General features: G+C 70.9%; 19 protein-coding genes and 2 tRNA genes. 14 read left to right on the forward strand and 7 right to left on the reverse strand.

All coding sequences use genetic code 11. The features are described 5' to 3' along the window. Window positions 1-68 precede the first annotated feature (68 nt). Window positions 69-1,238: a leucine-rich repeat domain-containing protein gene (locus tag FCH28_RS05325; protein ID WP_169314057.1), complete on the forward strand. Its 1,170-nt coding sequence runs from the start codon at window positions 69-71 to the stop codon at window positions 1,236-1,238. On the opposite strand, the gene FCH28_RS05330 is transcribed toward FCH28_RS05325, so the two are convergent. Together FCH28_RS05330 and FCH28_RS05335 are read right to left on the reverse strand one after the other, a co-directional pair. Next, a complete protein-coding gene (locus FCH28_RS05330; protein WP_136738538.1) occupies window positions 1,228-3,153 on the reverse strand; it encodes an AAA family ATPase in 1,926 nt (641 codons plus the stop codon). The two genes, FCH28_RS05325 and FCH28_RS05330, sit on opposite strands and share 11 nt — an antisense overlap. Beyond that, window positions 3,150-4,589: a DUF2201 family putative metallopeptidase gene (locus tag FCH28_RS05335; RefSeq protein WP_136738539.1), complete on the reverse strand. Its 1,440-nt coding sequence runs from the start codon at window positions 4,587-4,589 to the stop codon at window positions 3,150-3,152. The genes FCH28_RS05330 and FCH28_RS05335 overlap by 4 nt, the downstream gene beginning before the upstream one ends. Window positions 4,590-4,659: 70 nt before the next feature. On the opposite strand from FCH28_RS05335, the gene FCH28_RS05340 reads away from it, so the two are divergent. Beyond that, window positions 4,660-4,738: transfer RNA gene (locus FCH28_RS05340), tRNA-Trp, on the forward strand. A gap of 34 nt (window positions 4,739-4,772) precedes the next feature. Here the strand turns inward: FCH28_RS05340 and FCH28_RS05345 are convergent. The 3 genes from FCH28_RS05345 to FCH28_RS05355 form a co-directional block, all read right to left on the reverse strand. Beyond that, entirely contained in the window at window positions 4,773-5,627 is an 855-nt protein-coding gene (locus tag FCH28_RS05345) for a hypothetical protein (RefSeq protein WP_136738540.1), read from the reverse strand. Further along, the gene (locus FCH28_RS05350; protein ID WP_136738541.1) at window positions 5,627-8,059 is read right to left on the reverse strand and encodes a Tex family protein; all 2,433 of its coding nucleotides are present in this window, start codon (window positions 8,057-8,059) and stop codon (window positions 5,627-5,629) included. The genes FCH28_RS05345 and FCH28_RS05350 overlap by 1 nt, the downstream gene beginning before the upstream one ends. 135 nt (window positions 8,060-8,194) lie before the next feature. Beyond that, window positions 8,195-9,067, reverse strand: a complete 873-nt coding sequence (locus FCH28_RS05355; protein WP_136738542.1) for an SCO6745 family protein — start codon at window positions 9,065-9,067, stop codon at window positions 8,195-8,197. 141 nt (window positions 9,068-9,208) lie between these two features. Here FCH28_RS05355 and FCH28_RS05360 point away from each other — a divergent pair, with 141 nt between their 5' ends. Both FCH28_RS05360 and FCH28_RS05365 read left to right on the forward strand, forming a co-directional pair. Then, complete coding sequence (locus FCH28_RS05360) at window positions 9,209-10,171, forward strand: GlxA family transcriptional regulator (protein WP_136738543.1); 963 nt, start codon at window positions 9,209-9,211, stop codon at window positions 10,169-10,171. 139 nt (window positions 10,172-10,310) lie between these two features. Further along, window positions 10,311-10,955, forward strand: coding sequence for a DJ-1/PfpI family protein (locus FCH28_RS05365; protein ID WP_136738544.1), 645 nt, complete (start codon window positions 10,311-10,313; stop codon window positions 10,953-10,955). A gap of 27 nt (window positions 10,956-10,982) precedes the next feature. Here the strand turns inward: FCH28_RS05365 and FCH28_RS05370 are convergent, their stop codons facing one another. Then, window positions 10,983-11,753, reverse strand: a complete 771-nt coding sequence (locus FCH28_RS05370; protein WP_136738545.1) for an enoyl-CoA hydratase/isomerase family protein — start codon at window positions 11,751-11,753, stop codon at window positions 10,983-10,985. Window positions 11,754-11,808: 55 nt separating this feature from the next. Here FCH28_RS05370 and FCH28_RS05375 point away from each other — a divergent pair, with 55 nt between their 5' ends. The 3 genes from FCH28_RS05375 (at window position 11,809) to FCH28_RS05385 (ending at window position 14,366) form a co-directional block, all read left to right on the forward strand. Beyond that, entirely contained in the window at window positions 11,809-13,467 is a 1,659-nt protein-coding gene (locus FCH28_RS05375; protein WP_136738546.1) for an ABC-F family ATP-binding cassette domain-containing protein, read from the forward strand. Window positions 13,468-13,539: 72 nt separating this feature from the next. Beyond that, window positions 13,540-13,613, forward strand: a tRNA-Met gene (locus FCH28_RS05380). Window positions 13,614-13,874: 261 nt separating this feature from the next. Further along, the gene (locus FCH28_RS05385; RefSeq protein WP_136738547.1) at window positions 13,875-14,366 is read left to right on the forward strand and encodes an ATP-binding protein; all 492 of its coding nucleotides are present in this window, start codon (window positions 13,875-13,877) and stop codon (window positions 14,364-14,366) included. Here FCH28_RS05385 and idi read toward each other — a convergent pair. Continuing rightward, on the reverse strand, window positions 14,341-14,952 hold the full coding sequence (gene idi / locus FCH28_RS05390) for an isopentenyl-diphosphate Delta-isomerase (protein WP_136738548.1): 612 nt from the start codon (window positions 14,950-14,952) through the stop codon (window positions 14,341-14,343). The genes FCH28_RS05385 and idi overlap by 26 nt on opposite strands. Window positions 14,953-15,531: 579 nt before the next feature. Between idi and FCH28_RS05395 the strand changes: the two genes are divergently transcribed. From FCH28_RS05395 to FCH28_RS05425, 7 genes are all read left to right on the forward strand, one after another. Then, window positions 15,532-17,325, forward strand: a complete 1,794-nt coding sequence (locus FCH28_RS05395) for a DUF5941 domain-containing protein (RefSeq protein ID WP_136738549.1) — start codon at window positions 15,532-15,534, stop codon at window positions 17,323-17,325. After that, window positions 17,322-18,059: a phosphocholine cytidylyltransferase family protein gene (locus FCH28_RS05400; RefSeq protein ID WP_136738550.1), complete on the forward strand. Its 738-nt coding sequence runs from the start codon at window positions 17,322-17,324 to the stop codon at window positions 18,057-18,059. The genes FCH28_RS05395 and FCH28_RS05400 overlap by 4 nt, the downstream gene beginning before the upstream one ends. Beyond that, a complete protein-coding gene (locus FCH28_RS05405) occupies window positions 18,047-19,108 on the forward strand; it encodes an iron-containing alcohol dehydrogenase family protein (RefSeq protein ID WP_136738551.1) in 1,062 nt (353 codons plus the stop codon). The genes FCH28_RS05400 and FCH28_RS05405 overlap by 13 nt, the downstream gene beginning before the upstream one ends. After that, window positions 19,086-19,865 carry a CDP-alcohol phosphatidyltransferase family protein gene (locus FCH28_RS05410; RefSeq protein WP_136738552.1) on the forward strand — a complete coding sequence of 260 codons (780 nt, stop codon included), beginning with the start codon at window positions 19,086-19,088 and terminating at the stop codon, window positions 19,863-19,865. Before FCH28_RS05405 ends, FCH28_RS05410 begins: the two co-directional genes overlap by 23 nt. Before the next feature lie 17 nt (window positions 19,866-19,882). Beyond that, window positions 19,883-20,755 (forward strand): glycosyltransferase family 2 protein, encoded by an 873-nt coding sequence (locus FCH28_RS05415; protein WP_136739112.1) that lies wholly within the window; start codon window positions 19,883-19,885, stop codon window positions 20,753-20,755. Window positions 20,756-20,833: 78 nt separating this feature from the next. Continuing rightward, a complete protein-coding gene (locus FCH28_RS05420; protein ID WP_136738553.1) occupies window positions 20,834-21,769 on the forward strand; it encodes an ABC transporter permease in 936 nt (311 codons plus the stop codon). Then, entirely contained in the window at window positions 21,762-22,565 is an 804-nt protein-coding gene (locus tag FCH28_RS05425; RefSeq protein WP_136738554.1) for an ABC transporter ATP-binding protein, read from the forward strand. The genes FCH28_RS05420 and FCH28_RS05425 overlap by 8 nt, the downstream gene beginning before the upstream one ends. The last annotated feature ends 398 nt before the right edge of the window (window positions 22,566-22,963 follow it).

Consider the following 22,963-nt stretch of genomic DNA (forward strand, 5'->3'; position numbering starts at 1 on the left):
CGGAGACCCGGCCGGAGGCGCACCCCGAGCGCCAACCGGAGGCCTCCCCTCACCTGGCGTCAGGGCCCGTGCCGCGGCCCGTCGCCGACCTGGCGCCGCTGCTCGCCTGGTTGCGGGACGGTCGCGTGGCGGGCGAACGGACCGACTTTCCGGCCGGGACCGCGCTGCCCGACGGGCGACTGGACCTCTGCAAACAGCAACTCGGGCCGAAAGGTGCCGAGTTGGTGGCCGACGCACTGCGCCCCGGGCCGGTGCGTCACCTTCTGCTCGGTACCGACGGGCTCGGCGACGCGGGTGCCGGGGCGGTCGCAGGCAAGGCCGCCGAGGCGGCGGTCGAGACGCTCTATCTCGGCTGCAACGGCATCACCTCCGGCGGCGCCTGCCGCATCGCGGACCGGCTCAAGGCGTCCCCGTCGGTGGTGACCGGGCTGTGGCTCAAACGCAATCCGCTCGGCGCGGGCGGTGGCGCGGCGGCCGCCGGGCTGGTCGAGTCGGCGCGTACGCTGCGCACGCTCGACCTCGTCCAGACCGGTCTGGACGTGCCCGGCCTGACGGAGCTGTGCACGGCGCTGCTGGCCGCCGCGCACTCCGGCCGGCGCGTCCACCGGCTCTACCTCGGCGGCAACCCCCTCGGCCCCGAAGGCGCCGAGCCGCTGTCCCGGCTGCTGTCGGCCGGAGCGGTCGGCGAGTTGTACGTCTCCGCGGCGCGGCTGGGCGACGGGGGTGCCCTGCTGCTGGCGGAGGCGCTGACCCGGGCGCCGTACGGCGGCCTCAACCGGATCTCGCTCGCCAGCAACGGCATCGGGCCGCAAGCCGCCGCACAGCTGGTGACCGCCGCTGCCGTCGCCGGGGTGGAGGTGTGCGACCTGGGGCGCGTACGAGCCGCCGGGGCGCTCGGTGCGGCCGACAACCGGATCGACGAAGCCGCCGCCCACACCATCGCCGCCACACTGGGCGACGGCCGCCCCCACCGGCTCAGCCATCTCGTACTGACCCATACCGGTATGCGCAGCCGGGAGGCGCACCGCCTGCTGGACGGGGCACAGCACGCCGCCACCCCCACCCGCTACCTCCTGGGCAAGGGCATCGCCGGCTCCGTCCGCGGCCGACTGAACGCCCTGGCCGCCCCACTGCCGCCGCGGCCGCCTCTCCCGGCCGATGTGGCCGCCGTCCGCAGCGTGCACCGTACCGCCATGACCCCCGCGGCACCTGCGGACGACGACCCGCTCACCCCCTAGGTATCGACGCGAACGTCTCGATCCAGAACCGCTGCACCTCGCTCGACGCACCGACCAGGTACGTGGAGCGCAACTTCGGCGGCAGCAGGGCCACCAGCCGGGCGACGACCTTCGGATGCTTCTTCAACTGGGACAACTCGGCGTTGGCCAGCACCTGGTGCACCACGTCGGTGTCGTTCGTCCCCTCGCTCGACGCGGCCGCCGCCTTCCGCAGCCGTGCCTCCCAGGCGTCGATGTCCTCGGCGATCTCCCGCAGCCCGGTCACCGGACGTTCGTTGAGCCGGTCGATCAGGGCGGTCAGCGGCACCGGCGCGTACTCGCCGTCGCCCAGATAGACCGTGCCCATCTCCAGCGGCAGCCCCCGCTCATGGAGCTTGATCAGCCGCTCGATGGTGCGCTTGGTGATCCAGGCCCGGCCGTCCTCGTCGATATCGTGCTTCCACCACTCCAGGACCGTCTCCGCGACCGCGCCGTACTTGGCGATCAGCCATTCATTGGCGGGGATGTCGCCGGGCGCGACCATCAGAGAAGCCGTGAAGCGGGTCGCCTGCGCGATGTTGTTCCGGGCGACCAGGAGCTTGCGGCCAAGGTGGTACGGCGGATTCTGCACCGCGATCTGGGCCCGCAGATTCTCGATCCGGCGCCCCGCCAGCGACCACTCCTGAGTGATCTCCATCAGCTTCGCGAACGCCGCCTTGTCCTTGGGGCGGTTGTACTCGTCCCATACGATCGCCTTCGGCTCCGGCCCGAGGAACGGCCCCGCCAGGAGGTTCTCCAGCGCACCGTCGGTGGTCGGAATCGGCGCGCACAGGTCCTCGACATTGGTCACCGGCATCGAGAAGTAGAGCGGCTCCCGACCGCCGAGACCCTCGCGGACCGTCTCCCGCACCAGCTCCGTCTTGCCGCAGCCCGGCGGACCCTGGAGCAGCACCGACCAGCGGTTGCGCAGCGCCGCGCGCACCACCGCGCGCACCGGATCGGGGATGGTGGCCGGATTGTCGGCCCCGACCGCGGCCGCGATCCGGTCCAGTATCTCCGCCGTACGGTCCTTCCCCCGCCGCCCGTCGGCCCGGGTCTCGACCAGCCGCAGCCGCTCGCCGTTGACCAGCGGAAGACCCCAGCTCAGCGGGAATCCCTCGCGGGCGTTGGCCAGGATGTGGTCGATGGTGCGCGGCGAGAGCAGCTCGCGCAGCGCCGGGCTGAGAGTGGACCAGGTGGTGAACACCTCGCGCAGGTTCCAGTCGCGGTACTTCGCCGCGAGCTCATGCCGCCAGGACGTGTCATTGGCGGTGAGCCGGATCGTCACCATCCGGTCCAGGACCGCCAGATCGCTGCGCCGGGCCGCCGTCTCCGCCAAGGATTCGTTGTCCGTCAGGAAGACCCCGATGCAGCCCAGCGCCCGCAAATCGAATTCGCCCAGCGTCCAGTTGCAGGCGATCTGCATCAGCTGTGACTGGATGGTGGCACCGGCCTGTAGCGAGTCGTCGATCAGCAGGACGAACGGCTTGCCCGGCCGGAGCTGGCTCATCACCAGTTGCCGCAGCACCAGTTCACCGGTCCTGGCGTCACGCACCGGGGCGTTGGCGAGCAGATCGTCCGGCGTGAGATTGGCGGCCGGCACGAAGACCAGCTCGGCTTCGGGATACGCCTTGGGCAGATACGAGAAGAACGTCGCCGTCTTCCCGATGCCGTGCTCGCCGAAGACCTGGCCGGTCTGGCCCATGTCGATCATCGCGTCGATGAACGACTCCAGCCGGGACACACCCGTCCAGCCCTCGGGCGGCTCGGGGTAGGTGGCGCTCACCCGCCAGCGCGCTCGCCTTGACGGCGCGGCAGCCCCGGTCGGTCCGGCAGCACCGGTCGGCGCGGGAGCCCCGATCGGCGTCGCGGAAGCGGTCGGCGTGGTCGTGCTCATCGGTCTCCTGTCGTCACTCGATGGCAGGCCATCGGCGTGCTGTGGTGGTCGGGCCAGTCGTCGCCGCCCTGGGTGATCAGCCAGATCCATTTGTCCGGCTCGGCGGGGGTGAGGTGCGGGGCATAGCCGTCGGTGAGCATCACGACGGCGTCCGGTATCTCGTCGAAGTACGCGCCGTTCACTGCCGTACGGCCCTCGACGTAATCGGCCACCGCCTGGAAGCTGGTGCCCCCGCCGCCGTAAACCCGCTCACCGGGCTTGAACGGCATCACCACCCCGTCGAACGACAGCCAGTGCGCCTCCACCCCGTCGATCGCGCCCACCAGCTCCGTCAGCCAGGACACCACCCCATCAGGCATCGACCCCGAGGTGTCATAGGCGATGACCAGCACCTTTTCACGCACCGGCCCGCGCCGCGACAGCATCGGATCATGGCCCAGAGCGGCCAGCAGGGCGCCGCGCTTCTTCGGATAGACCAGCCGCTCGCCCTCCCTCAACTTCGAGGCGAGGACATCGACCAGCCAGCGCTGCCACCAGTCCACCTGCCCTGTGCGGGCCGTCTCGCCGCGCAGCGCCCCCGCGCCCAGCCGGCCCCACACCCGGCTCGCACGCTCCGACGTCCCGTCCGTACGGTCCATCAGGTCGAGCAACTCCTGCTCCGCGCCCGGATGCCCGCGCCGCGCGGCGAGCAGCGCATTGAGCAGCGCGGACGAGACCGTCTCATCGATGGTCTCCTGGTCGCCCGCCATCCCGGGATCGATGAGATGCACACACGACGCGGCGGGCACCGGCGGCCGCCGCATCCTCTTGAGCTCGGCGAAGACGCTCATATCCGTCTCGACGAAGTCGTCATAGCCGAGGGGCGCCAGACCCTGCTCCTCAAGGTCGGCGACATAGCTCTCATGGATCGCATACGGATCCACGCCCACCGGTTCGCCGTCGATCAGCGGCAGGCTCGTACGCCCCAGCCGCACCAGGGCGACATGGTTGATGGAGACCTCTGCGGCGATCGTGAAGACCGGGTCCTCGCGCAGCTCCTGATCGGCGAACAGATGCCGGTGCACCAGATGACGGGACTCGTGGAAGAGGACGAACTTCACGCCCTCCAGGCCGAGTTGGACGAAGAAGTCGGGGTTGTAGAGCAGCGGGCAGGTGCCGTCCCCCGAAGCCACCACGGCGGCCGTCGCGACCGCCGTCGTCGGGATCTGATGATGGCACTTCGCATAGATCCATGACGCGACCACGGAGTCCGTCAACCCGAAATCCAGCAGCGCGGCCTCCTTCAGCCGCCGCGCCTCCGCCACCACACCCGGCGCCGCCGGCCGCCAACTCTCCAGCGCCCTCCGGTCGGTCAGGTCGACCACCGGCCGGTGCCCCGCGGTCTTCGCGTCGAGAGCCAGAGCGGAAGCCACGTCGGCAGCCCTGTCGAAAGTCATGTCCCACCCCCGTTTTCAGCCGCCCCCATTCGTATCAGGCGCCACTGACAATTAAGCTTGTCGGCAAGGGGCGGGGTCGTAACGCAGAGGCAGACGAGCCCGGTCTCCAAAACCGCGGAAGACGCTGGTTCGAATCCAGCCGCCCCGCCCCCCCCACCAGGCCGGCCGCCGTGGCCGCGGCCGTCAGACCCCGGCCGTCGCGATCGCCCCCGCCGTCCTCACCAGCTCCGGCAGCGTCCCGTCGAACGTCGGCAGCAGCTGCGCGAAGACCGCCCAGGCTTCCGGGTGCCCGCCCAACTCCGTCCGCACCAGCGGCCGCAGGACGTCCAGCGCCTCCGGCATCCGGTGCGGGAACGCCCGGCGTCCCACATCCAGGACCTCCAGCGCACGCTGCGGCGAGCGGCAGCGCGAGACGAAATCCCACGGGCCGGCCATGATGCCCGCGCTCCGCAGCCGATGGCGGAACTTCGGATGGGAGCCGAACTGTTCGCGCAGCGCGGGCGGGCAGTCGATCCGGATGGCGAGGTTCCATCGGGCGTACCCGGGCAGCGGCTCCGCGCGGTCCGCGGCGGCGACCGCTTCCCAGTCGCCCCGTGTCACCGCCATCGCGGCTCCCCGCCCCTGGCTCATCCGGCGGGCCCGGCGCAGCTCGCCGACGACGCCGTGCGGGCTGTCCGCCAACGGGATGTGCGGCGGCTCGTCGCCGGCGATGCTCTCGTGGACCGCGACGGGCCCCGGATGCGGGCCGAACGGGACGCCCCGGAGGATGTCCCGCCGGATGGCCGCGGTCGCCGGCTCCGAGGCGTACACCTCGCGGTTGATGTCCGGATCATCGCATTCGAGCATCCAGAGCATGAAGCTGTGCGCGGACCAGCGGTTCAGGACCCCGCGGACCTCCGACAGGGGGACCTCCCGCTCCGCCCCGTCATCCGCGGCGAGGCCGAGCCGGTCGCGTACCCGCTCGGCCTGCGCCGCGTCGACCAGCCCCAGCAGCAGCGAGAGTCGCTCCCGCTGCTGCCGGTCGCCGTCGTCCCGCATCAGCGGCCGCCCCGCTCCTTGCCCAGGAGTCCGGCCCGCCGCAGGGCGTCGGCCATCGCGTCGTTGGCCGGCCCGGCATCGCGGCCGCCACGCCGGTCGCCGCCGCGCGGTGCGCCGCCGCCCTGCCGCTGCCGAGGCGCGCCACCACGACCGCCCTCGCGTCCGCCGCCGTTGCCGCCCCGGCGCTCGCCGCCACCACGGCGCTCACCGCCGCCCGCCGACGCGCCCTTGCCGTGCTCGTCGTCCAGCCGCAGCGTCAGCGAGATCCGCTTCCTGGGAATGTCGACATCGAGCACCTTGACCCGCACGATGTCACCCGGCTTCACCACATCCCGCGGGTCCTTGACGAACGTCTTCGACATCGCCGAGACATGCACCAGACCGTCCTGGTGGACACCCACGTCCACGAACGCCCCGAAGGCGGCGACATTGGTCACCACGCCCTCCAGGAGCATCCCCGGCTGCAGATCGCCGATCTTCTCCACGCCCTCCTTGAACGTCGCGGTCTTGAAGACCGGACGCGGGTCGCGCCCCGGCTTCTCCAGCTCCTGAAGGATGTCGGTGACCGTCGGCAGACCGAAGGAGTCGTCGACGAAATCGGCGGGCTTCAAGGAGCGCAGCACCGTCGTGTTCCCGATCAGCGAGCCGACCTCGGCACCCGCCGACTTCACCATCCGGCGCACCACCGGGTACGCCTCCGGGTGCACGCTGGAGGCGTCCAACGGGTCGTCGCCGCCGCGGATCCGCAGGAAGCCCGCGCACTGCTCGTACGCCTTCGGGCCGAGCCGCGCCACATCCTTGAGGGCCTTACGGGACCGGAACGGACCGTTGCTGTCCCGGTGGGCGACGATGTTCTCCGCCAGGCCCGAGCCGATGCCCGACACCCGCGAAAGCAGCGGCGCGGACGCGGTGTTGACGTCCACACCGACACCGTTCACACAGTCCTCGACCACCGCGTCCAGAGAGCGCGACAGCTTCACCTCGGACAGATCGTGCTGATACTGGCCGACCCCGATCGACTTCGGGTCGATCTTCACCAGCTCGGCCAGCGGGTCCTGGAGCCGGCGCGCGATGGACACCGCGCCGCGCAGCGACACATCCAGCCCCGGCAGCTCCTGCGAGGCGAACGCGGAGGCGGAGTACACCGAGGCGCCCGCCTCGGACACCATCACCTTGGTGAGCTTCAGCTCCGGCTGAGCGGCGATCAGATCGGCCGCCAGCTTGTCCGTCTCCCGGGAGGCGGTGCCGTTGCCGATCGCGATCAGCTCCACGTCGTGCTCGCGCGCCAGTCGCGCCAGGGTGGCCAGCGACGCGTCCCACTTCTGCTGCGGCACATGCGGATAAATCGTTTCCGTGGCGGCCACCTTGCCCGTGGCGTCCACGACCGCGACCTTCACACCCGTACGGAAACCCGGGTCCAGACCCATCGTCGCGCGCGTCCCGGCGGGCGCCGCCAACAGCAGATCACGCAGATTGGACGCGAAGACCCGGACCGCCTCGTCCTCGGCGGCCTGCCGCAGCCGCAGCCGCAGATCGATCCCGAGGTGCACCTGCACCCGGGTGCGCCAGGCCCAACGGACCGTGTCCTGGAGCCACTTGTCGGCCGGACGGCCCCGATCGACGATAGCGAACCGCCCCGCGATGGACCGCTCGTAGGACGACGGCCCCTCGACCGGCTCGGTGTCCGGCTCCAGCGCGAGGTCGAGGATCTCCTCCTTCTCGCCGCGGAACAGCGCCAGCACCCGGTGCGAGGGCAGCTCGGTGAACGGCTCGGCGAAGTCGAAGTAGTCGGCGAACTTCGCGCCCGCCTCCTCCTTGCCGTCGCGCACCTTCGCCGCGACCTGCCCGCGCGACCACATCCGCTCGCGCAGCTCGCCGATCAGATCCGCGTCCTCGCTGAACCGCTCGGTCAGGATCGCCCGCGCGCCCTCCAGAGCGGCGGCCGCATCGGCGACGCCCTTGTCCGCGTCCACAAACGCCGCGGCCGCGGCCGCCGGCTCCACCGACGGGTCGCTCAGCAGCCCCTCGGCCAGCGGCTCCAGGCCCGCCTCCCGCGCGATCTGCGCCTTGGTGCGCCGCTTGGGCTTGAACGGGAGGTAGATGTCCTCCAGCCGCGCCTTGGAGTCGGCGCCGCGGATCTGCGCCTCCAGGGCGGCGTCCAGTTTGCCCTGGGACCGTACGGACTCCAGGATCGCGGTCCGCCGCTCCTCCAGCTCCCGCAGATAGCGCAGCCGCTCCTCCAACGAGCGCAGCTGCGCGTCGTCGAGCATCTCGGTCGCTTCCTTGCGATAGCGCGCGATGAACGGCACGGTCGAGCCGCCGTCGAGCAGTTCGACCGCGGCCTTCACCTGCCGCTCCTTGACGCCGAGCTCCCCGGCGATCCTCGCTTCGATGGACCCGAGCGTCCCGATGGGCTCAGTGGATGCCGTCACGTTGATCCTGACCTGCCTTCCAGCGCTTGCTTGAGCCTGCATTGTGCCGGGTGGCGGGCCGGAGTGTCGCACCGCCCGGCCGGGAGCGCCGGAGTGCGAGTCGCCGCACGCACCCCCGGCACCCCGGACGGTGGCTCAGCCCTTGCCGAACAGCGCCGCCGGGAACGCCCCGGCGTTCATGGCGGCCGTGGTGAAGCCGGCGGCCAGCTCGCTGAGCCGGGCCACGCCCTCGGCGCCCAAGTGCTCGTACGGAGCCCGGTCCAGCCGGTCCGTGGCGGTCTCCAGGTTCTCGCGCAGCTGTACGCCGGCCTCGGTCAACTCGCCCTCGGCGTCCAGGATGCCGCGCTCGCGCAGTCGCTCCCGCGCCGCCGCCCAGTCTTCCTCCGCCCAGCCGCGGGTCGCCATGATGCCCTTGTAGCTCATCCCGCGGCCGGTGGCGACGTGCGAGACCAGCGCCTCCAGGCCGTCCAGTCCGGCGTCCAGCAGTGCCATCAGATGGCCGTCACCGCGGTGTTCCCGCAGCAGCGTCGCGGCGTGCCAGTAGGCGAGGTGCGGCGCCTCGGGCACCGGCAGATCGGCGTGCGCGGCGTACAGCGGCCGGGCGTGGCGGGTGCACGCTTCGGTGGCGCGCAGGGCCAGCTTCGCGGCCGTGGCCATCTCCGGGGACGCGACGGCCTCGTCGCCGAGCAGCCGGCGCAGGCTGACGTCGACGGCACGCAGCCGCGCCTCCAGGACGGCCTCGGGCGAGGTGACCGACCAGATGTGCGGGACGTGCTGGGCGATCAGCTCGTGGTTGAAGTTGTAGAAGGTGGCCGAAATGGTGCCCGGTCCCACCGCGCCCATGGCCGCGCCCCGAGCGGCGAAGTACGCGGCGCTGCGGTTCTCCAGGCCGAGCTTGGCCAGCTCGGCGGGGAACTCGGGCGCGAAGTAGTGCGTGGAGTGGAACGGGTTGATGGCGTTGTGACAGTGACGTCCCGCGTTCTCGGGCAGTGCGCTCGTAGCAGTCATGGCAGCAGGTTACCGACCGCTCGGTATGAGGCTAGGGGGAGGGTCCCTCCGGTGCGGCCCGGCCTGGATGGCGCTCTGATGGCAGCAAAGGTGGGTAATTCGTCATTGCCGCCATCCTCACGACTGCCCAGGATGGATGGCATGGAACAGCGCGATGTGCTGGTCGTCCTCTTCGACGGCCTCCAGAGCCTCGATGTCACCGGCCCCGTCGAGGTTTTCGCCGGTGCGAACCAGGGTGTCCCGGGCGCCTACCGGATCCGCACCGCGAGCCTGGACGGCGGACCGGTCCGCACCTCCAGCGGCCTGACGCTCACCCCGGACCGCGCGCTCGCCGGCACCGAACCGCCGCACACCCTCCTGGTGCCCGGCGGCGACGGCACCCGCCACCCCGACCCGCGGCTGATCGACTGGCTGCGGACGCACGCCCCCCGCGCCCGCCGGAAGGTCTCGGTGTGCAGCGGCGCGCTGCTGCTGGCCGAGGCCGGGCTGCTGGACGGCCGCCGCGCGACGACCCACTGGGCGCTGTGCGACGAACTCGCCGAGCGCTACCCGGCCGTCCGGGTCGTCCCGGAGCCGATCTACGTACGGGACGGCGATCTGACCACCTCCGCGGGCGTCACGGCCGGTATCGATCTCGCGCTGGCGCTGGTCGAGGAGGACCTGGGCCGGAGCCTCGCCCTGACCATCGCCCGCCATCTCGTCGTCTTTCTGCGCCGGCCCGGAAACCAGACCCAGTTCAGCGCCCAGCTCTCCGCGCAGACCGCGGAGCGGCGGCCACTGCGCGACGTCCAGCAGTGGATCACCGAGAACCCGGCCGCCGACCTCTCCGTCGACGCACTCGCGGCCCGTGCGGGCCTGTCACCACGGCACTTCGCCCGCGCGTTCCGAGACGAGGTCGGTATGACACCGGGGCGCTATGTCGACCGGGTGCGACTGGAGGCCGCCCGGCGGCGACTTGAGGACACCGTCGACGGCATCGAGCAGGTGTCGCGCCACTGCGGTTACGGCACCCCGGAGGCGATGCGCCGCGCCTTCATCAAGGCCCTCGGCGCCGCCCCGGCCGAATACCGCCGCCGGTTCCAGCCGGCGCGTCCGGCGCTGTGAACCAACGGCCGACCACCGGTGCGTGACCACCGGCACCGACCACATGCCGGTGAACCACTAACCAGTGGCCACCAACCACCAACCACCAACCACTGACCACTGACCACTTGCCACCAACCACCACCGACAGGACCCCACCATGCAGATCGCGATCCTCCTCTACGACCGCTTCACCACCCTGGACGCCGTCGGCCCCTACGAAACCCTCGGCCGCCTCCCGGGCGCGGAGACCGTCTTCGTCGGCGAACGCACCGGCCCGTACCGCAACGACCTCGGCTCGCTCGCGCTCACCGCCGATGCCGCGCTGTCCGACGTCACCTCGCCCGACATCCTCGTCATACCGGGCGGTCCCGGCCAGCTCGCGCTCATGGAGGACGGCCCGCTGCACGAGTGGATCCGTGCCGTGGACGCCACCACCACCTGGACCACCTCGGTGTGTACCGGCTCGCTGATCCTCGGCGCCGCGGGCCTCCTCAAGGGCCGCCGGGCGACCTCCCACTGGCTCGCACTGGACCAGCTGCCCGCGCTCGGCGCCGAGCCGACCGGGGAGCGGGTGGTCTTCGACGGCAAGTACGTGACGGCGGCGGGCGTCTCGTCCGGCATCGACATGGGACTGGCACTGGCCGGCCGGATCGCCGGGGACGTCGTCGCCCAGTCCATCCAGCTCGGCATCGAATACGACCCGCAGCCGCCCTACGACGCGGGCGCCCCGGACAAGGCCCCGGCCGAGATCACCGCCATGATGCGGGAGCGGAGCCGGTTCGTGCTGGCGGGGGAGGAGTAGCCGGCCCGCGCAGGCTCCCGCCCGGCGTCAGCCCGCGGGCCAGGTGAAGCGCGGCGCCCTGCGCTCCAGGAAGGCGGCGGCACCCTCCGTGGTGTCGCCGCTCTCGCGCGCCTGCGCGGCCCAGTACGCACCCCGCTCCTCGGCCTCCGCCGGCGGCACGTCCCACGTCCCGTTGGCCAGCTCCTTCGCCGCGGTCTGGGTCAGCAGCGACCGGCTCGCAAGTACGGCCGTGAACTCGGTGACCCGCTTGTCCAGCTCGCCCTCGGGCAGTACCTCGTCCACCAGACCGGTGCGCAGCGCCCGCGCACAGTCGATCAACTCCCCTGAGAACAACAGGTACTTGGCGGCGGAGGGGCCGACCAGCCGGACCAGGCGCCGGGTCGCGGACGCCGGATAGACGACGGCCAGCTTCGCGGGCGTCACACCGAATAGCGCCCCCTCCTCGGCGAACCGCAGATCGCAGGCGGCCGCCAACTGGGCGCCGCCACCCACGCAATAGCCGCGTATCGCCGCCAGGGTAGGCCCGGGGAAGGCTGCCAGCGCCTCCTCCGCCACCACCGCCAGGCCCTGCGACTCACCCGCCGGGTCCCGCAGCGTCCCGATGTCCGCCCCGGCGCAGAACGTCCCGCCCTCGCCCGTCAGCACCAGGGTCCGCACGGCACGGTCCCCCGCCAGCCGCTCCAGCAGCGACGGCAGCTCCCGCCACATCCGCACGGTCATCGCATTGCGCTTCTCGGGATTGCTGATCGTGACGGTCGCAGTGCCGTCGCTGACATGCGTCTTCAGAGCCGGTTCCATGCCCCGGATATTAGGGGGCGGGGCGATGACCGGGCCGGATACGATCGACGGCCTGATGTCAGCAACTCTTGTCGCCAAAGATCTCGCCGCCGGCCATGGCGAGCGCGTCCTGTTCTCCGGTCTCGATCTGGTCGTCGCACCCGGCGACGTGATCGGCCTAGTCGGCGCCAACGGTGCGGGCAAGTCCACTCTGCTGCGGCTGCTCGCCGGGCTGGACACCCCGGAGGAGGGCAAGCTCGCGCTCAGCCCGCCCACCGCCACCGTCGGCCACCTCCCGCAGGAGCCGGACCGCCGCCCCGGAGAGTCCGTACGGGCCTTTCTCGCCCGGCGCACGGGCGTGGCCGACGCGCAGACCGCCCTCGACGCCGCCACCCAGGCGCTGGTCGACGAACGGCCCGGCGCGGACGACGCCTACGCCATCGCCCTGGAGCGCTGGCTCGCGCTGGGCGCCGCCGACCTCGACGACCGTGCCGAGGAGACCGCCGCCCAGCTCGGCCTCACCATCAGCCTCGACCAGCCGATGACGTCCCTCTCCGGCGGCCAGGCCGCCCGCGCCTCGCTCGCGTCGCTGCTGCTCTCCCGCTACGACGTCTTCCTGCTGGACGAGCCCACCAACGACCTCGACCTGGACGGCCTGCACCGGCTGGAGTCCTTTGTCACCGGGCTGCGCGCGGGCACCGTCCTGGTCAGCCACGACCGCGAGTTCCTGACCCGTACGGTCAACCGCGTAGTGGAACTCGACCTCGCCCAGCAGCAGGTCAACACCTACGGCGGCGGCTACACCTCGTACCTGGAGGAGCGCGAGCGGGCCCGGCGGCACGCGCGCGAGCAGTACGAGGAGTACGCCGACACCAGGGCCGCCTTGGAGACCCGCGCACACACCCAGCGCAACTGGATGGAGAAGGGCGTCAAGAACGCCCGCCGCAAGGCCCCGGACAACGACAAGATCGGCCGCAAGGCGCGGGTGGAGGCCACCGAGAAGCAGGCCGCCAAGGCCAAGCAGACCCAGCGCATGATCGAGCGGCTGGACGTTGTGGAGGAGCCACGCAAGGAGTGGGAGCTGCGGATGGAGATCGCCGCGGCGCCGCGGGCCGGCGCGGTGGTGGCGACCCTGCGCGGCGCCGAGGTCCGCCGCGGTGACTTCCACTTCGGGCCGGTGGACCTCCAGATCGACTGGGCGGACCGGGTCGCCATCACCGGCCCCAACGGCTCCGGCAAGTCCACTCTGCTCGCCGCGCTCCTCGGCCGGCTGCCGCTGGACGCCGGGCAGGCGTCCCTCGGCCCGGGGGTGGTCGTGGGCGAGGTCGACCAGGCGCGTGGTCAGCTTTTCGGTGGACACAGCCTGGGGGACGAGCCGCTGATGGACGCCTTCCGGGCCTCCGTACCGGATCTCTCGCCCGCGGATGTCCGCACCCTGCTGGCGAAATTCGGCCTGAAGGCGGCGCATGTGCTGCGCCCGGCGCGCACCCTGTCGCCGGGGGAGCGCACCCGGGCCGCCCTTGCCCTCCTCCAGGGCCGTGGGGTCAACCTCCTCGTCCTGGACGAGCCGACCAACCATCTCGACCTGCCGGCCATCGAGCAGCTGGAGTCCGCGCTCGCCTCGTACACGGGCACCCTGCTGCTGGTCACGCACGACCGGCGGATGCTGGACGCGGTGCACACCACGCGGCGCATCGAGGTCGACCGCGGAAGGATCGCGGACCGGGCGGTGTGAGCCCCGGCGGACCCCCGCTCCGATAATCGATTTGGTCCTGGGTCCGGTGGCCCGTAAGGTGGGGTTCACCGACGCGGGGTGGAGCAGCTCGGTAGCTCGCTGGGCTCATAACCCAGAGGTCGCAGGTTCAAATCCTGTCCCCGCTACTCAGATGGAACGGAAGGCCCGGTGCTCAGGCACCGGGCCTTCCGTCCTCTACGGATCTTCGGGTGTTCCCGCGCTGATCTGATGGCGCGTACCGTGCGGTGCTTGCTTCGGCGCAGGCCGTAAGTAAGGAACAAAGCGCGCGGAAACGGTCGCCAGATCGATCAATTCACTCAGAATCGGTCATAAGGCGTCGATAAGTGCTGACTTGTGTTCAGCAGGCCGGTCCGGACCAACGCATTCTCAACACTCTTCCTGTGAGGATGCCTTCCGGACCCCCTGCAGAACCCCCCGAGGAGCTGACCTCCCCGCTCGCGTACGAAGGTGTGTGGCGGTTCACCGCCCCGGCGCTGGAGTCGTCGGTGCCCCAGGCGCGCCACGCGGTCCGGGATCTGCTCGAAGAACAGCGTGTGCCCGTCGCCGCCGACATCATGGACGGTCTGCTCCTGATCGTCTCCGAACTCGTCACCAACGCCGTGCGGCACGCCGCACTGCTCTCGCCCCAGATCGCCGTGCAGGTCACCATCGGGGCGAACTGGCTGCGGGTCGCGGTCGAGGACAACCACCCCTACCGCCCCAAGGCACTGGAGGCGGATCAGGGTGATGTCGGCGGTCGGGGCCTGTGGCTGGTCAAGACGCTCACCGCCGAGGTCGGCGGCAAATGCGACGTCGAGCACACGGTCAACGGCGGCAAGGCCATCTGGGCCGAACTGCCGCTGGTTCCGCTCGCTACCAGCCCGCCGAGTTCCCGGTGAGCTCACGGACCGCCGGGCGCGCCGCGTCCAGCACGGTCATGAACCACGCGGAGAACGGCACCGCGGCATGCCGCTCGGCCAGTTCGTCCGGCGTGACGAACGCGATCTCGCCGATCTCCTCCGGGTCCGGTGCGGGCTCGGCCCGCACCAGCCCGACGAACAGGTGGTTGTACTCCTGCTCCACCAGGCCGGACGCCGGGTCCGGGTGGTTGTAGCGCACCGTTCCTGCCTCGGCGAGCAGCGCGGGCGCCAGGCCCAGCTCCTCGGCGACCCGGCGGGCGGCGGCCGCGAACGGCGTCTCGCCCGGGTACGGGTGGCCGCAGCAGGTGTTGGACCACACACCGGGGGAGTGGTACTTCGACAGCGCCCGCCGCTGGAGCAGCAGCCGGCCCTTCTCGTCGAAGAGGAACACCGAGAACGCCCGGTGCAGCTGTCCGGGGGGCTGATGTGCGGCCAGCTTCTCCGCGGTGCCGATCGTTCTGCCGTCCTCGTCGACCAGCTCCAGCATGATCGGCTCGGCGGCGCCGTCCGGTGAGCTCACCGCTGAGATCCCGGCGGTCTGTCCGTTGGCAGGTGTGATCGGCATGCCCATCCTTGTCGTCGGTCTACCACGCCAGTCTGCCCTAGCCAGGCGCCCACACGTGGCAGAGCGGTGCCGTCCGGCTACGCGGCGCCGACGTGTTCGAATGCGAAACGATCACGAGGCCGGGGGCCGGCCGCACGGGACCGACGGACCGCCCGACGCGCCGCCGCCGTGAGATGGTCCACACCACTCGCCGTGCCCGCCCGGCCACTCCGGGGCGGCGGCCCTCGCCGTCAGCAGCGGGAATGGATCTCGCCACACCCGTCCCCGGCACAACCCGCCCACCCGTGACCAGCCCTCCCATAACCGGCACCGGATCGGGCTTCGCGATCGGACGCCAGTTGTTCCCGCCCCACCCGATCCACCATGATGATCGCGGCAGGCGCAGCCGACGGTCACCCGATCGTGCGGTGAATGCGCGGTGAACGGCCGCATCCGGCGATCCGATAGCCTCTGCCGACGTGCCACCGGCCCTCCGGGGCCCAGGTGTGCCACGCCCGCTGCCCGGGTAGTCCGTATCGAATACGGGTCGACTCCGGGCTGTCCCGCGCTGCCTTGTCAGCATCCAAGGAGTGAGTTCGTCTGTCGACCGCCATCCTCACCGGTCCGCCGGTAGCCGGGTCGCCGCTCGAGGGCGACCTGCGCACGCTGGGCTTCGACGTCCGTACGGCGGACGACCCGGCGTCCGTCGCCGAGCTGATCGCAGCGGTGCCCGCGCACGAGCGGGTGGCCGTCGTCGACCCCCGCTTCGTCGGCCACCTGCACGCGCTGCGGCTGACGCTGACCGACCCGCGCTTCCCGGCCGCGGCCGTGCAGGGCGCGCTCACCGTGCAGCCCGAGGCGCGCGCCGCACTGGTCCGCGCGGCCGGCCGGATCCCGGTCGGCGCCGGCACCGCCCACCTCACGGACGTGCTGACCGGCACCCTGACCGAGTCCCTCGACCGTGAGGACATCGGCCTGCACCACGTCGACCTCGGCAGCCTGGTCGCGACCGTCGCCCTCACCCCCGCGCAGCGCGAGAGCGCCCGGGAGGCCGTGGCGGCCGTCGACGACGAGGCCGTACGGCTGCGCACCGCTGTGAAGTCCCGCGACGGCTTCTTCACGACGTACTGCATCAGCCCGTACTCCCGCTACCTCGCCCGCTGGTGCGCGCGCCGCGGCCTCACGCCCAACCAGGTCACCACCGCGTCCCTGCTCACCGCGCTGATCGCGGCGGGCTGCGCGGCCACCGGAACCCGCGGCGGCTTCGTCGCCGCCGGCGTCCTGCTGCTGTTCTCCTTCGTCCTGGACTGCACCGACGGGCAGCTCGCCCGCTACTCCCTGCAGTACTCGACGATGGGCGCCTGGCTGGACGCCACCTTCGACCGGGCCAAGGAGTACGCGTACTACGCGGGGCTCGCGCTCGGCGCGGCGCGCGGCGGCGACGACGTCTGGGCGCTGGCGCTCGGCGCGATGGTCCTCCAGACCTGCCGCCATGTCGTCGACTTCTCCTTCAACGAGGCGAACCACGACGCCACCGGGAACACCAGCCCCACCGCCGCGCTCTCCGACAAGCTCGACAGCGTCGGCTGGACGGTCTGGGTGCGCCGGATGATCGTGCTGCCCATCGGCGAGCGCTGGGCCATGATCGCGGTCCTCACCGCGCTCACCACCCCGCGCATCGTCTTCTACGCCCTGCTCATCGGCTGTGCGCTGGCCGCCTGCTACACCACGGCCGGCCGGGTCCTGCGCTCGCTCACCCGCCGGGCCCGCCGCACCGACCGGGCCGCGCAGGCGCTGGCCGACCTTGCCGACTCCGGGCCGCTGGCCACGCTCTTCGCCAAGGGCCCGGCGGCGCGCGGCAACATGACCCCGCCCCTGATGGCGCTGGCCGGCGTGGCATTCCTCATGGCGCAGCTGGCGTGGAAGGACGGCGGGAGCTGGTGGCCCGTGCTCGGCGCGGCCGTCTACGCCGCCTTCTCCGGCGCCGCCGTCGCCCGTGCCCTCAAGGGCCCGCTCGACTGGCTGGTGCCGCCCCTCTTCCGCATCGGCGAATACGTCACGATCCTGGTCCTGGCGGCCCGGTCGGACGCGCACGGAGCGCTGCCCGCCGCGTTCGGGCTGGTCGCCGCGGTCGCCTACCATCACTACGACACGGTCTACCGCATCCGCGGTGGCACCGGAGCCCCGCCGCAGTGGCTGGTCCGGGCGACCGGCGGGCATGAAGGACGGATCCTCGTGGTCACGGTCCTCGCCGCTCTGTTGTCCCCCACAGGTTTCACAATCGCGCTGACGGCCCTTGCTGTGGTCCTGGCGCTGCTGGTGCTCATCGAGAGCATCCGCTTCTGGGTGTCCTCCCAAGCACCCGCCGTACACGATGAAGGAGAACCCGCATGATCGGCCTCGTGCTGGCAGCCGGCGCCGGACGGCGTCTTCGCCCCTACACAGACACCCTGCCCAAGGCTCTGGTGCCGGTCGATGGCGACACGACCATCCTGGACCTGACCCTCGGCAACTTCGCCGAGATCGGCCTGACCGAGGTCGCGATCATCGTCGGTTACAAGAAGGAGGCCGTCTACGAGCGCAAGGCGGCGCTCGAGGCGAAGTACGGCCTCAAGCTCACCCTCATCGACAACGACAAGGCCGAGGAGTGGAACAACGCCTACTCCCTGTGGTGCGGCCGTGACTCGATCAAGCACACCGTGATCCTCGCCAACGGCGACACCGTGCACCCGGTCTCCGTCGAGAAGACCCTGCTCGCCGCCCGCGGCAACGGCCAGAAGATCATCCTCGCCCTCGACACGGTCAAGCAGCTGGCCGACGAGGAGATGAAGGTCATCGTGGACCCCGAGAAGGGCGTCCAGAAGATCACCAAGCTGATGGACCCGTCCGAGGCGACCGGTGAGTACATCGGCGTCACCCTCATCGAGGGCGAGGCCGCCGAAGAGCTGGCCGACGCCCTGAAGACCACCTTCGAGCGGGACCCCGACCTCTACTACGAGGACGGCTACCAGGAGCTCGTCAACCGCGGCTTCAAGGTCGACGTGGCCCCCATCGGCGACGTCAAGTGGGTCGAGATCGACAACCACGACGACCTCGCGAAGGGCCGTGAGATCGCATGCCAGTACTGACCCGCCTCATTCCGTCCCCGGTCGTCGTTGACATCAACGCCGGCGCCCTGGACGACCTGGCGGGCCTGCTGGCCGATCAGCGCATCTCCGCGTCCGGCAAACTCGCCATCGCGATCAGCGGTGGCTCGGGGGCACGGCTGCGCGAGCGGCTGACGCCCGCCCTGCCTGGCGCCGAGTGGTACGAGGTCGGCGGCGGCACCCTGGACGACGCGATCAAGCTCGCCGACGCCATGAAGAAGGGGCACTACGACGCCGTCGTGGGCCTCGGCGGCGGCAAGATCATCGACTGCGCCAAGTTCGCCGCCGCCCGTATCGGCCTGCCGCTGGTCGCCGTCGCGACGAACCTGTCGCACGACGGCCTGTGCTCGCCGGTCGCCACCCTCGACAACGACGCGGGGCGCGGCTCCTACGGTGTGCCGAACCCGATCGCCGTGGTGATCGACCTCGACATCATCCGCGAGGCCCCGGTTCGCTTCGTCCGCTCCGGCATCGGCGACGCGATCTCCAACATCTCTGCGGTCGCGGACTGGGAGCTCTCGCACCGCGAGACCGGCGAGGACATCGACGGGCTGGCGGCCGCCATGGCACGCCAGGCCGGCGAGGCCGTGCTGCGCCACCCCGGTGGCGTCGGCGACGACAACTTCCTCCAGGTGCTGGCCGAGGGTCTGGTCCTCACCGGCATCTCGATGTCCGTCGCGGGCGACAGCCGCCCTGCCTCCGGTGCCTGCCACGAGATCAACCACGCCTTCGACATCCTCTTCCCCAAGCGGGCGGCGAGCCATGGCGAGCAGTGCGGCCTGGGTGCCGCGTTCGCCACGCACCTGCGCGGGGACAAGGAGACGTCCGCGCTGATGGTCGAGGTGCTCCAGCGGCACGGCCTGCCGGTCACGCCGGGTGAGATCGGCTTCACGGACGAGGAGTTCGTCCAGGTCGTCGAGTTCGCCCCGAAGACCCGCCCCGGTCGTTACACGATCCTGGAACACCTGGACCTGTCCACCGACGAGATCAGGGACGCATACGCCTCCTATGCCAAAACCATCAGTAGCTGAACTACGCCCGGTCGTTCACCCCGAGGGCGTGAAGGACCGGCGCAGCGGTGAGCACTGGGCCGGCCGGCTCTACATGCGCGAGATCTCGCTGCGCATCGACCGCCACCTGGTGAACACGCGGGTCACGCCCAACCAGCTGACCTACCTGATGACCGTCTTCGGCGTCCTCGCCGCCCCGGCACTCCTGGTGCCGGGGCTGCCGGGCGCCGTGCTCGGCGTGCTGATGGTCCAGCTCTACCTGCTGCTCGACTGCGTCGACGGCGAGGTCGCCCGCTGGAAGAAGCAGTTCTCGCTCGGCGGTGTCTACCTGGACCGCGTCGGCGCCTACCTGTGCGACGCCGCGGTCCTGGTCGGCTTCGGCCTGCGCGCCGCCGACCTGTGGGGCCCGGGGCGGATCGACTGGCTGTGGGCCTTCCTCGGCACCCTCGCCGCGCTCGGCGCCATCCTGATCAAGGCCGAGACCGACCTCGTCGGTGTCGCCCGCCACCAGGGCGGACTGCCGCCGGTCAAGGAGTCGGCGTCCGAGCCGCGCTCGTCCGGCCTGGCGCTGGCCCGCAAGGCCGCCGCGGCGCTGAAGTTCCACCGGCTGGTCCTCGGCATCGAGGCGTCCCTGCTCATCCTGGTCCTGGCGATCCTCGACACGGTCAGGGGCGACCTGTTCTTCTCCCGCCTCGGCGTCGCCGTGCTGGCCGGCATCGCGCTCGTCCAGACCTTGCTCCACCTCGTGTCCATCCTGGTTTCAAGCAGGCTCAAGTGACCCACACTCCTCAGACGCTGAAGGTCGGCGCGGTTGTCCTCACCATGGGCAACCGCCCCGAGGAGCTGCGTGCGCTGCTGGACTCGGTGGCCAAGCAGGACGGCGACCCGGTCGAGATAGCGGTCGTCGGCAACGGTTCGCCGCTGCCCGAGCTCCCCGACGGCGTACGGACCGTCGAGCTGCCGGAGAACGTCGGCATCCCGGCGGGCCGCAATGTCGGAATCGAGGCCTTCGGGCCCGGCGGCAGCGACGTCGATGTGCTGCTGTTCCTCGACGACGACGGGCTGCTGGCCAGGGAGGACACCGCCGAGCTGTGCCGGGAGGCCTTCGGGCGGGACCCGGAGCTCGGCATCATCAGCTTCCGGATCGCCGACCCGGACACCGGCGAGACCCAGCGCCGGCACGTGCCGCGGCTGCGCGCCGCCGACCCCATGCGGTCCTCCCGGGTCACCACCTTCCTCGGCGGCGCCAATGCCGTCCGTACCAAGGTCTTCCAGGAGATCGGCGGGCTGCCCGACGACTTCTTCTACGCCCATGAGGAGACCGACCTGGCCTGGCGGGCCCTGGACGCGGGGTGGCTGATCGACTACCGGTCGGACATGCTGCTGCTGCACCCCACCATGGCGCCCAGCAGGCACGCGGTCTACCACCGGATGGTGGCCCGCAACCGGGTCTGGCTGGCCCGCCGCAACCTGCCCGCCGTGCTGATTCCGGTCTATCTCGGTGTCTGGTTCCTGCTCACCCTCGCCCGGCGCCCCTCCTGGCCCGCGCTCCGGGTGTGGCTGGCCGGCTTCAAAGAGGGCTGGACGACCCCTTGCGGTCCCAGGCGCCCCATGAAGTGGGCTACGGTTTGGCGACTGACCCGACTGGGCCGCCCTCCCGTCATCTGACAAGCTCGTATCTGAGAGCATCAGCCGCGAACCGGGGCGTGGCCCCGGCAGCGCACCCTGAGGACGAAAGTGTCAACTGTGAGCGAGACCACGCACGACAGTGCGGTCGCCATGAGTGCCCCGCCATCTTCCGACGAGGGGCTCACCCCCGCCGAGCGGGCCCAGAAGTACGGGCTTTCGCAGAGCGGGGCGCGCCCCAGCCTCCCGCAGTACATCCGGGAGCTGTGGGACCGGCGGCACTTCATCTCCGCCTTCGCCAGCGCCAAGCTGACCGCGCAGTACAGCCAGGCCAAGCTGGGCCAGGTCTGGCAGGTGGCGACGCCGCTGCTGAACGCGCTCGTCTACTACCTCATCTTCGGTCTGCTGATCGGCACGCGGAACGGTGTCCCCGACTTCGTGCCGTTCCTGGTGACCGGCGTCTTCATCTTCACCTTCACGCAGAGCTCGGTGATGGCCGGTACGCGGTCGATCTCCGGCAACCTGGGTCTGGTCCGCGCGCTGCACTTCCCGCGCGCCTGTCTGCCCGTCTCGTTCTGCCTGATGCAGCTCCAGCAGCTCGTGTTCTCCATGGGTGTGCTGATGGTCATCCTGCTGGGCTTCGGGCAGCTGCCGACCTGGTCCTGGCTGCTGGTGCTCCCCGCGCTGGCGCTGCAGTTCATGTTCAACACCGGCCTGGCGATGGTCATGGCGCGGCTGGGTGCCAAGACCCCCGACCTGGCGCAGCTGATGCCGTTCATCATGCGGACGTGGATGTACGCGTCCGGCGTGATGTTCAGCATCGACGCGATCCTCAAGGGCAAGCACGTCCCCTCGTTCGTGGAGTTCCTGCTCGACGCCAACCCGGCCGCCCTCTACATCGACCTGATGCGTTTCGCCCTGATCGACAGCTTCACGCTGGACAAGCTGCCGCACGGGATGTGGGCGTGGGCGTGGGCCGGCGGCTGGGCGCTGGTGATGGGTGTCGTCGGCTTTGTGTACTTCTGGAAGGCTGAGGAGCGGTACGGACGTGGCTGAGCAGAAGAACGGCGTTCAGCCGACCAAGGCGGCAGAGGCCCGCGTACCGACCGTGATCGCGGACGAGCTGCACATCGTCTACCGGGTCTACGGCACCGGTGCGGGCAAGGGCGGCGCCACGGCGGCGCTCAACCGGATCATCCGCCGCAAGCCGTCGGCGGGCGTACGCGAGGTGCACGCGGTCAAGGGCGTCTCCTTCACCGCGTACCGGGGTGAGTCGATCGGCCTGATCGGATCGAACGGATCCGGCAAGTCGACGCTGCTCAAGGCGGTGGCCGGGCTGCTCCCCGCGGAGCGAGGCAAGGTCTACACGCACGGTCAGCCGTCGCTGCTCGGCGTGAACGCGGCCCTGATGAACGACCTGACCGGCGAGAAGAACGTCATCCTCGGCGGGCTGGCCATGGGCATGTCCCGCGACCAGGTCCGCGAGCGCTATGACGGCATCGTCGACTTCTCGGGCATCAACGAGAAGGGCGACTTCATCTCGCTGCCGATGCGCACCTACTCCTCCGGTATGGCGGCCCGGCTGCGGTTCTCCATCGCCGCGGCCAAGGACCATGACGTCCTGATGATCGACGAGGCGCTGGCCACCGGTGACCGCAGCTTCCAGAAGCGCTCCGAGGCGCGCATCCGGGAGCTGCGCAAGGAGGCCGGCACGGTCTTCCTGGTCAGCCACAACAACAAGTCGATCAGGGACACCTGTGACCGGGTGCTGTGGCTGGAGCGGGGCGAGCTGCTGATGGACGGTCCGACGGACGAAGTGATCAAGGCATACGAAAAGGAGACGGGCAAGTAGCCCCTCCCGCGTCCGAAGGCCCCCGCGAGCCCGGCTCGCCGGGGCCTTCGAGCGTTGGCAGATGGTCAACTCCGCCGGGTTCGGGATCAGTTGAACCCCTTTTGATGGTGACCGGATCGTTGTCCCAAGCCTCGGTACCCGCTCGGACGTGGACGAGACGTACGGCGTAAGCTGTACGGGTACTGAACAGCACAAGTGGTATAAGTCGGGCAATGATCACCTGATCGGGCGAGCGGAAGCCCGAACAGGGGCGCGTCGTGACCAGCGGCGTGTCCGAAATAGGATGCTTTAGCTTGGCGGTGTAGAACGGGAGACGTGACGGCAATGGCTACTGGTTCGCTCCGGCTCCGAAACGCGCCGGGCAGCCCCCGGTGAGCGGAGGGAGGCGCAGCGTCTTC

The sequence above is a fragment of the Streptomyces piniterrae genome, assembly GCF_005048155.1.
In the GTDB taxonomy this organism is placed as follows: domain Bacteria; phylum Actinomycetota; class Actinomycetes; order Streptomycetales; family Streptomycetaceae; genus Streptomyces; species Streptomyces piniterrae.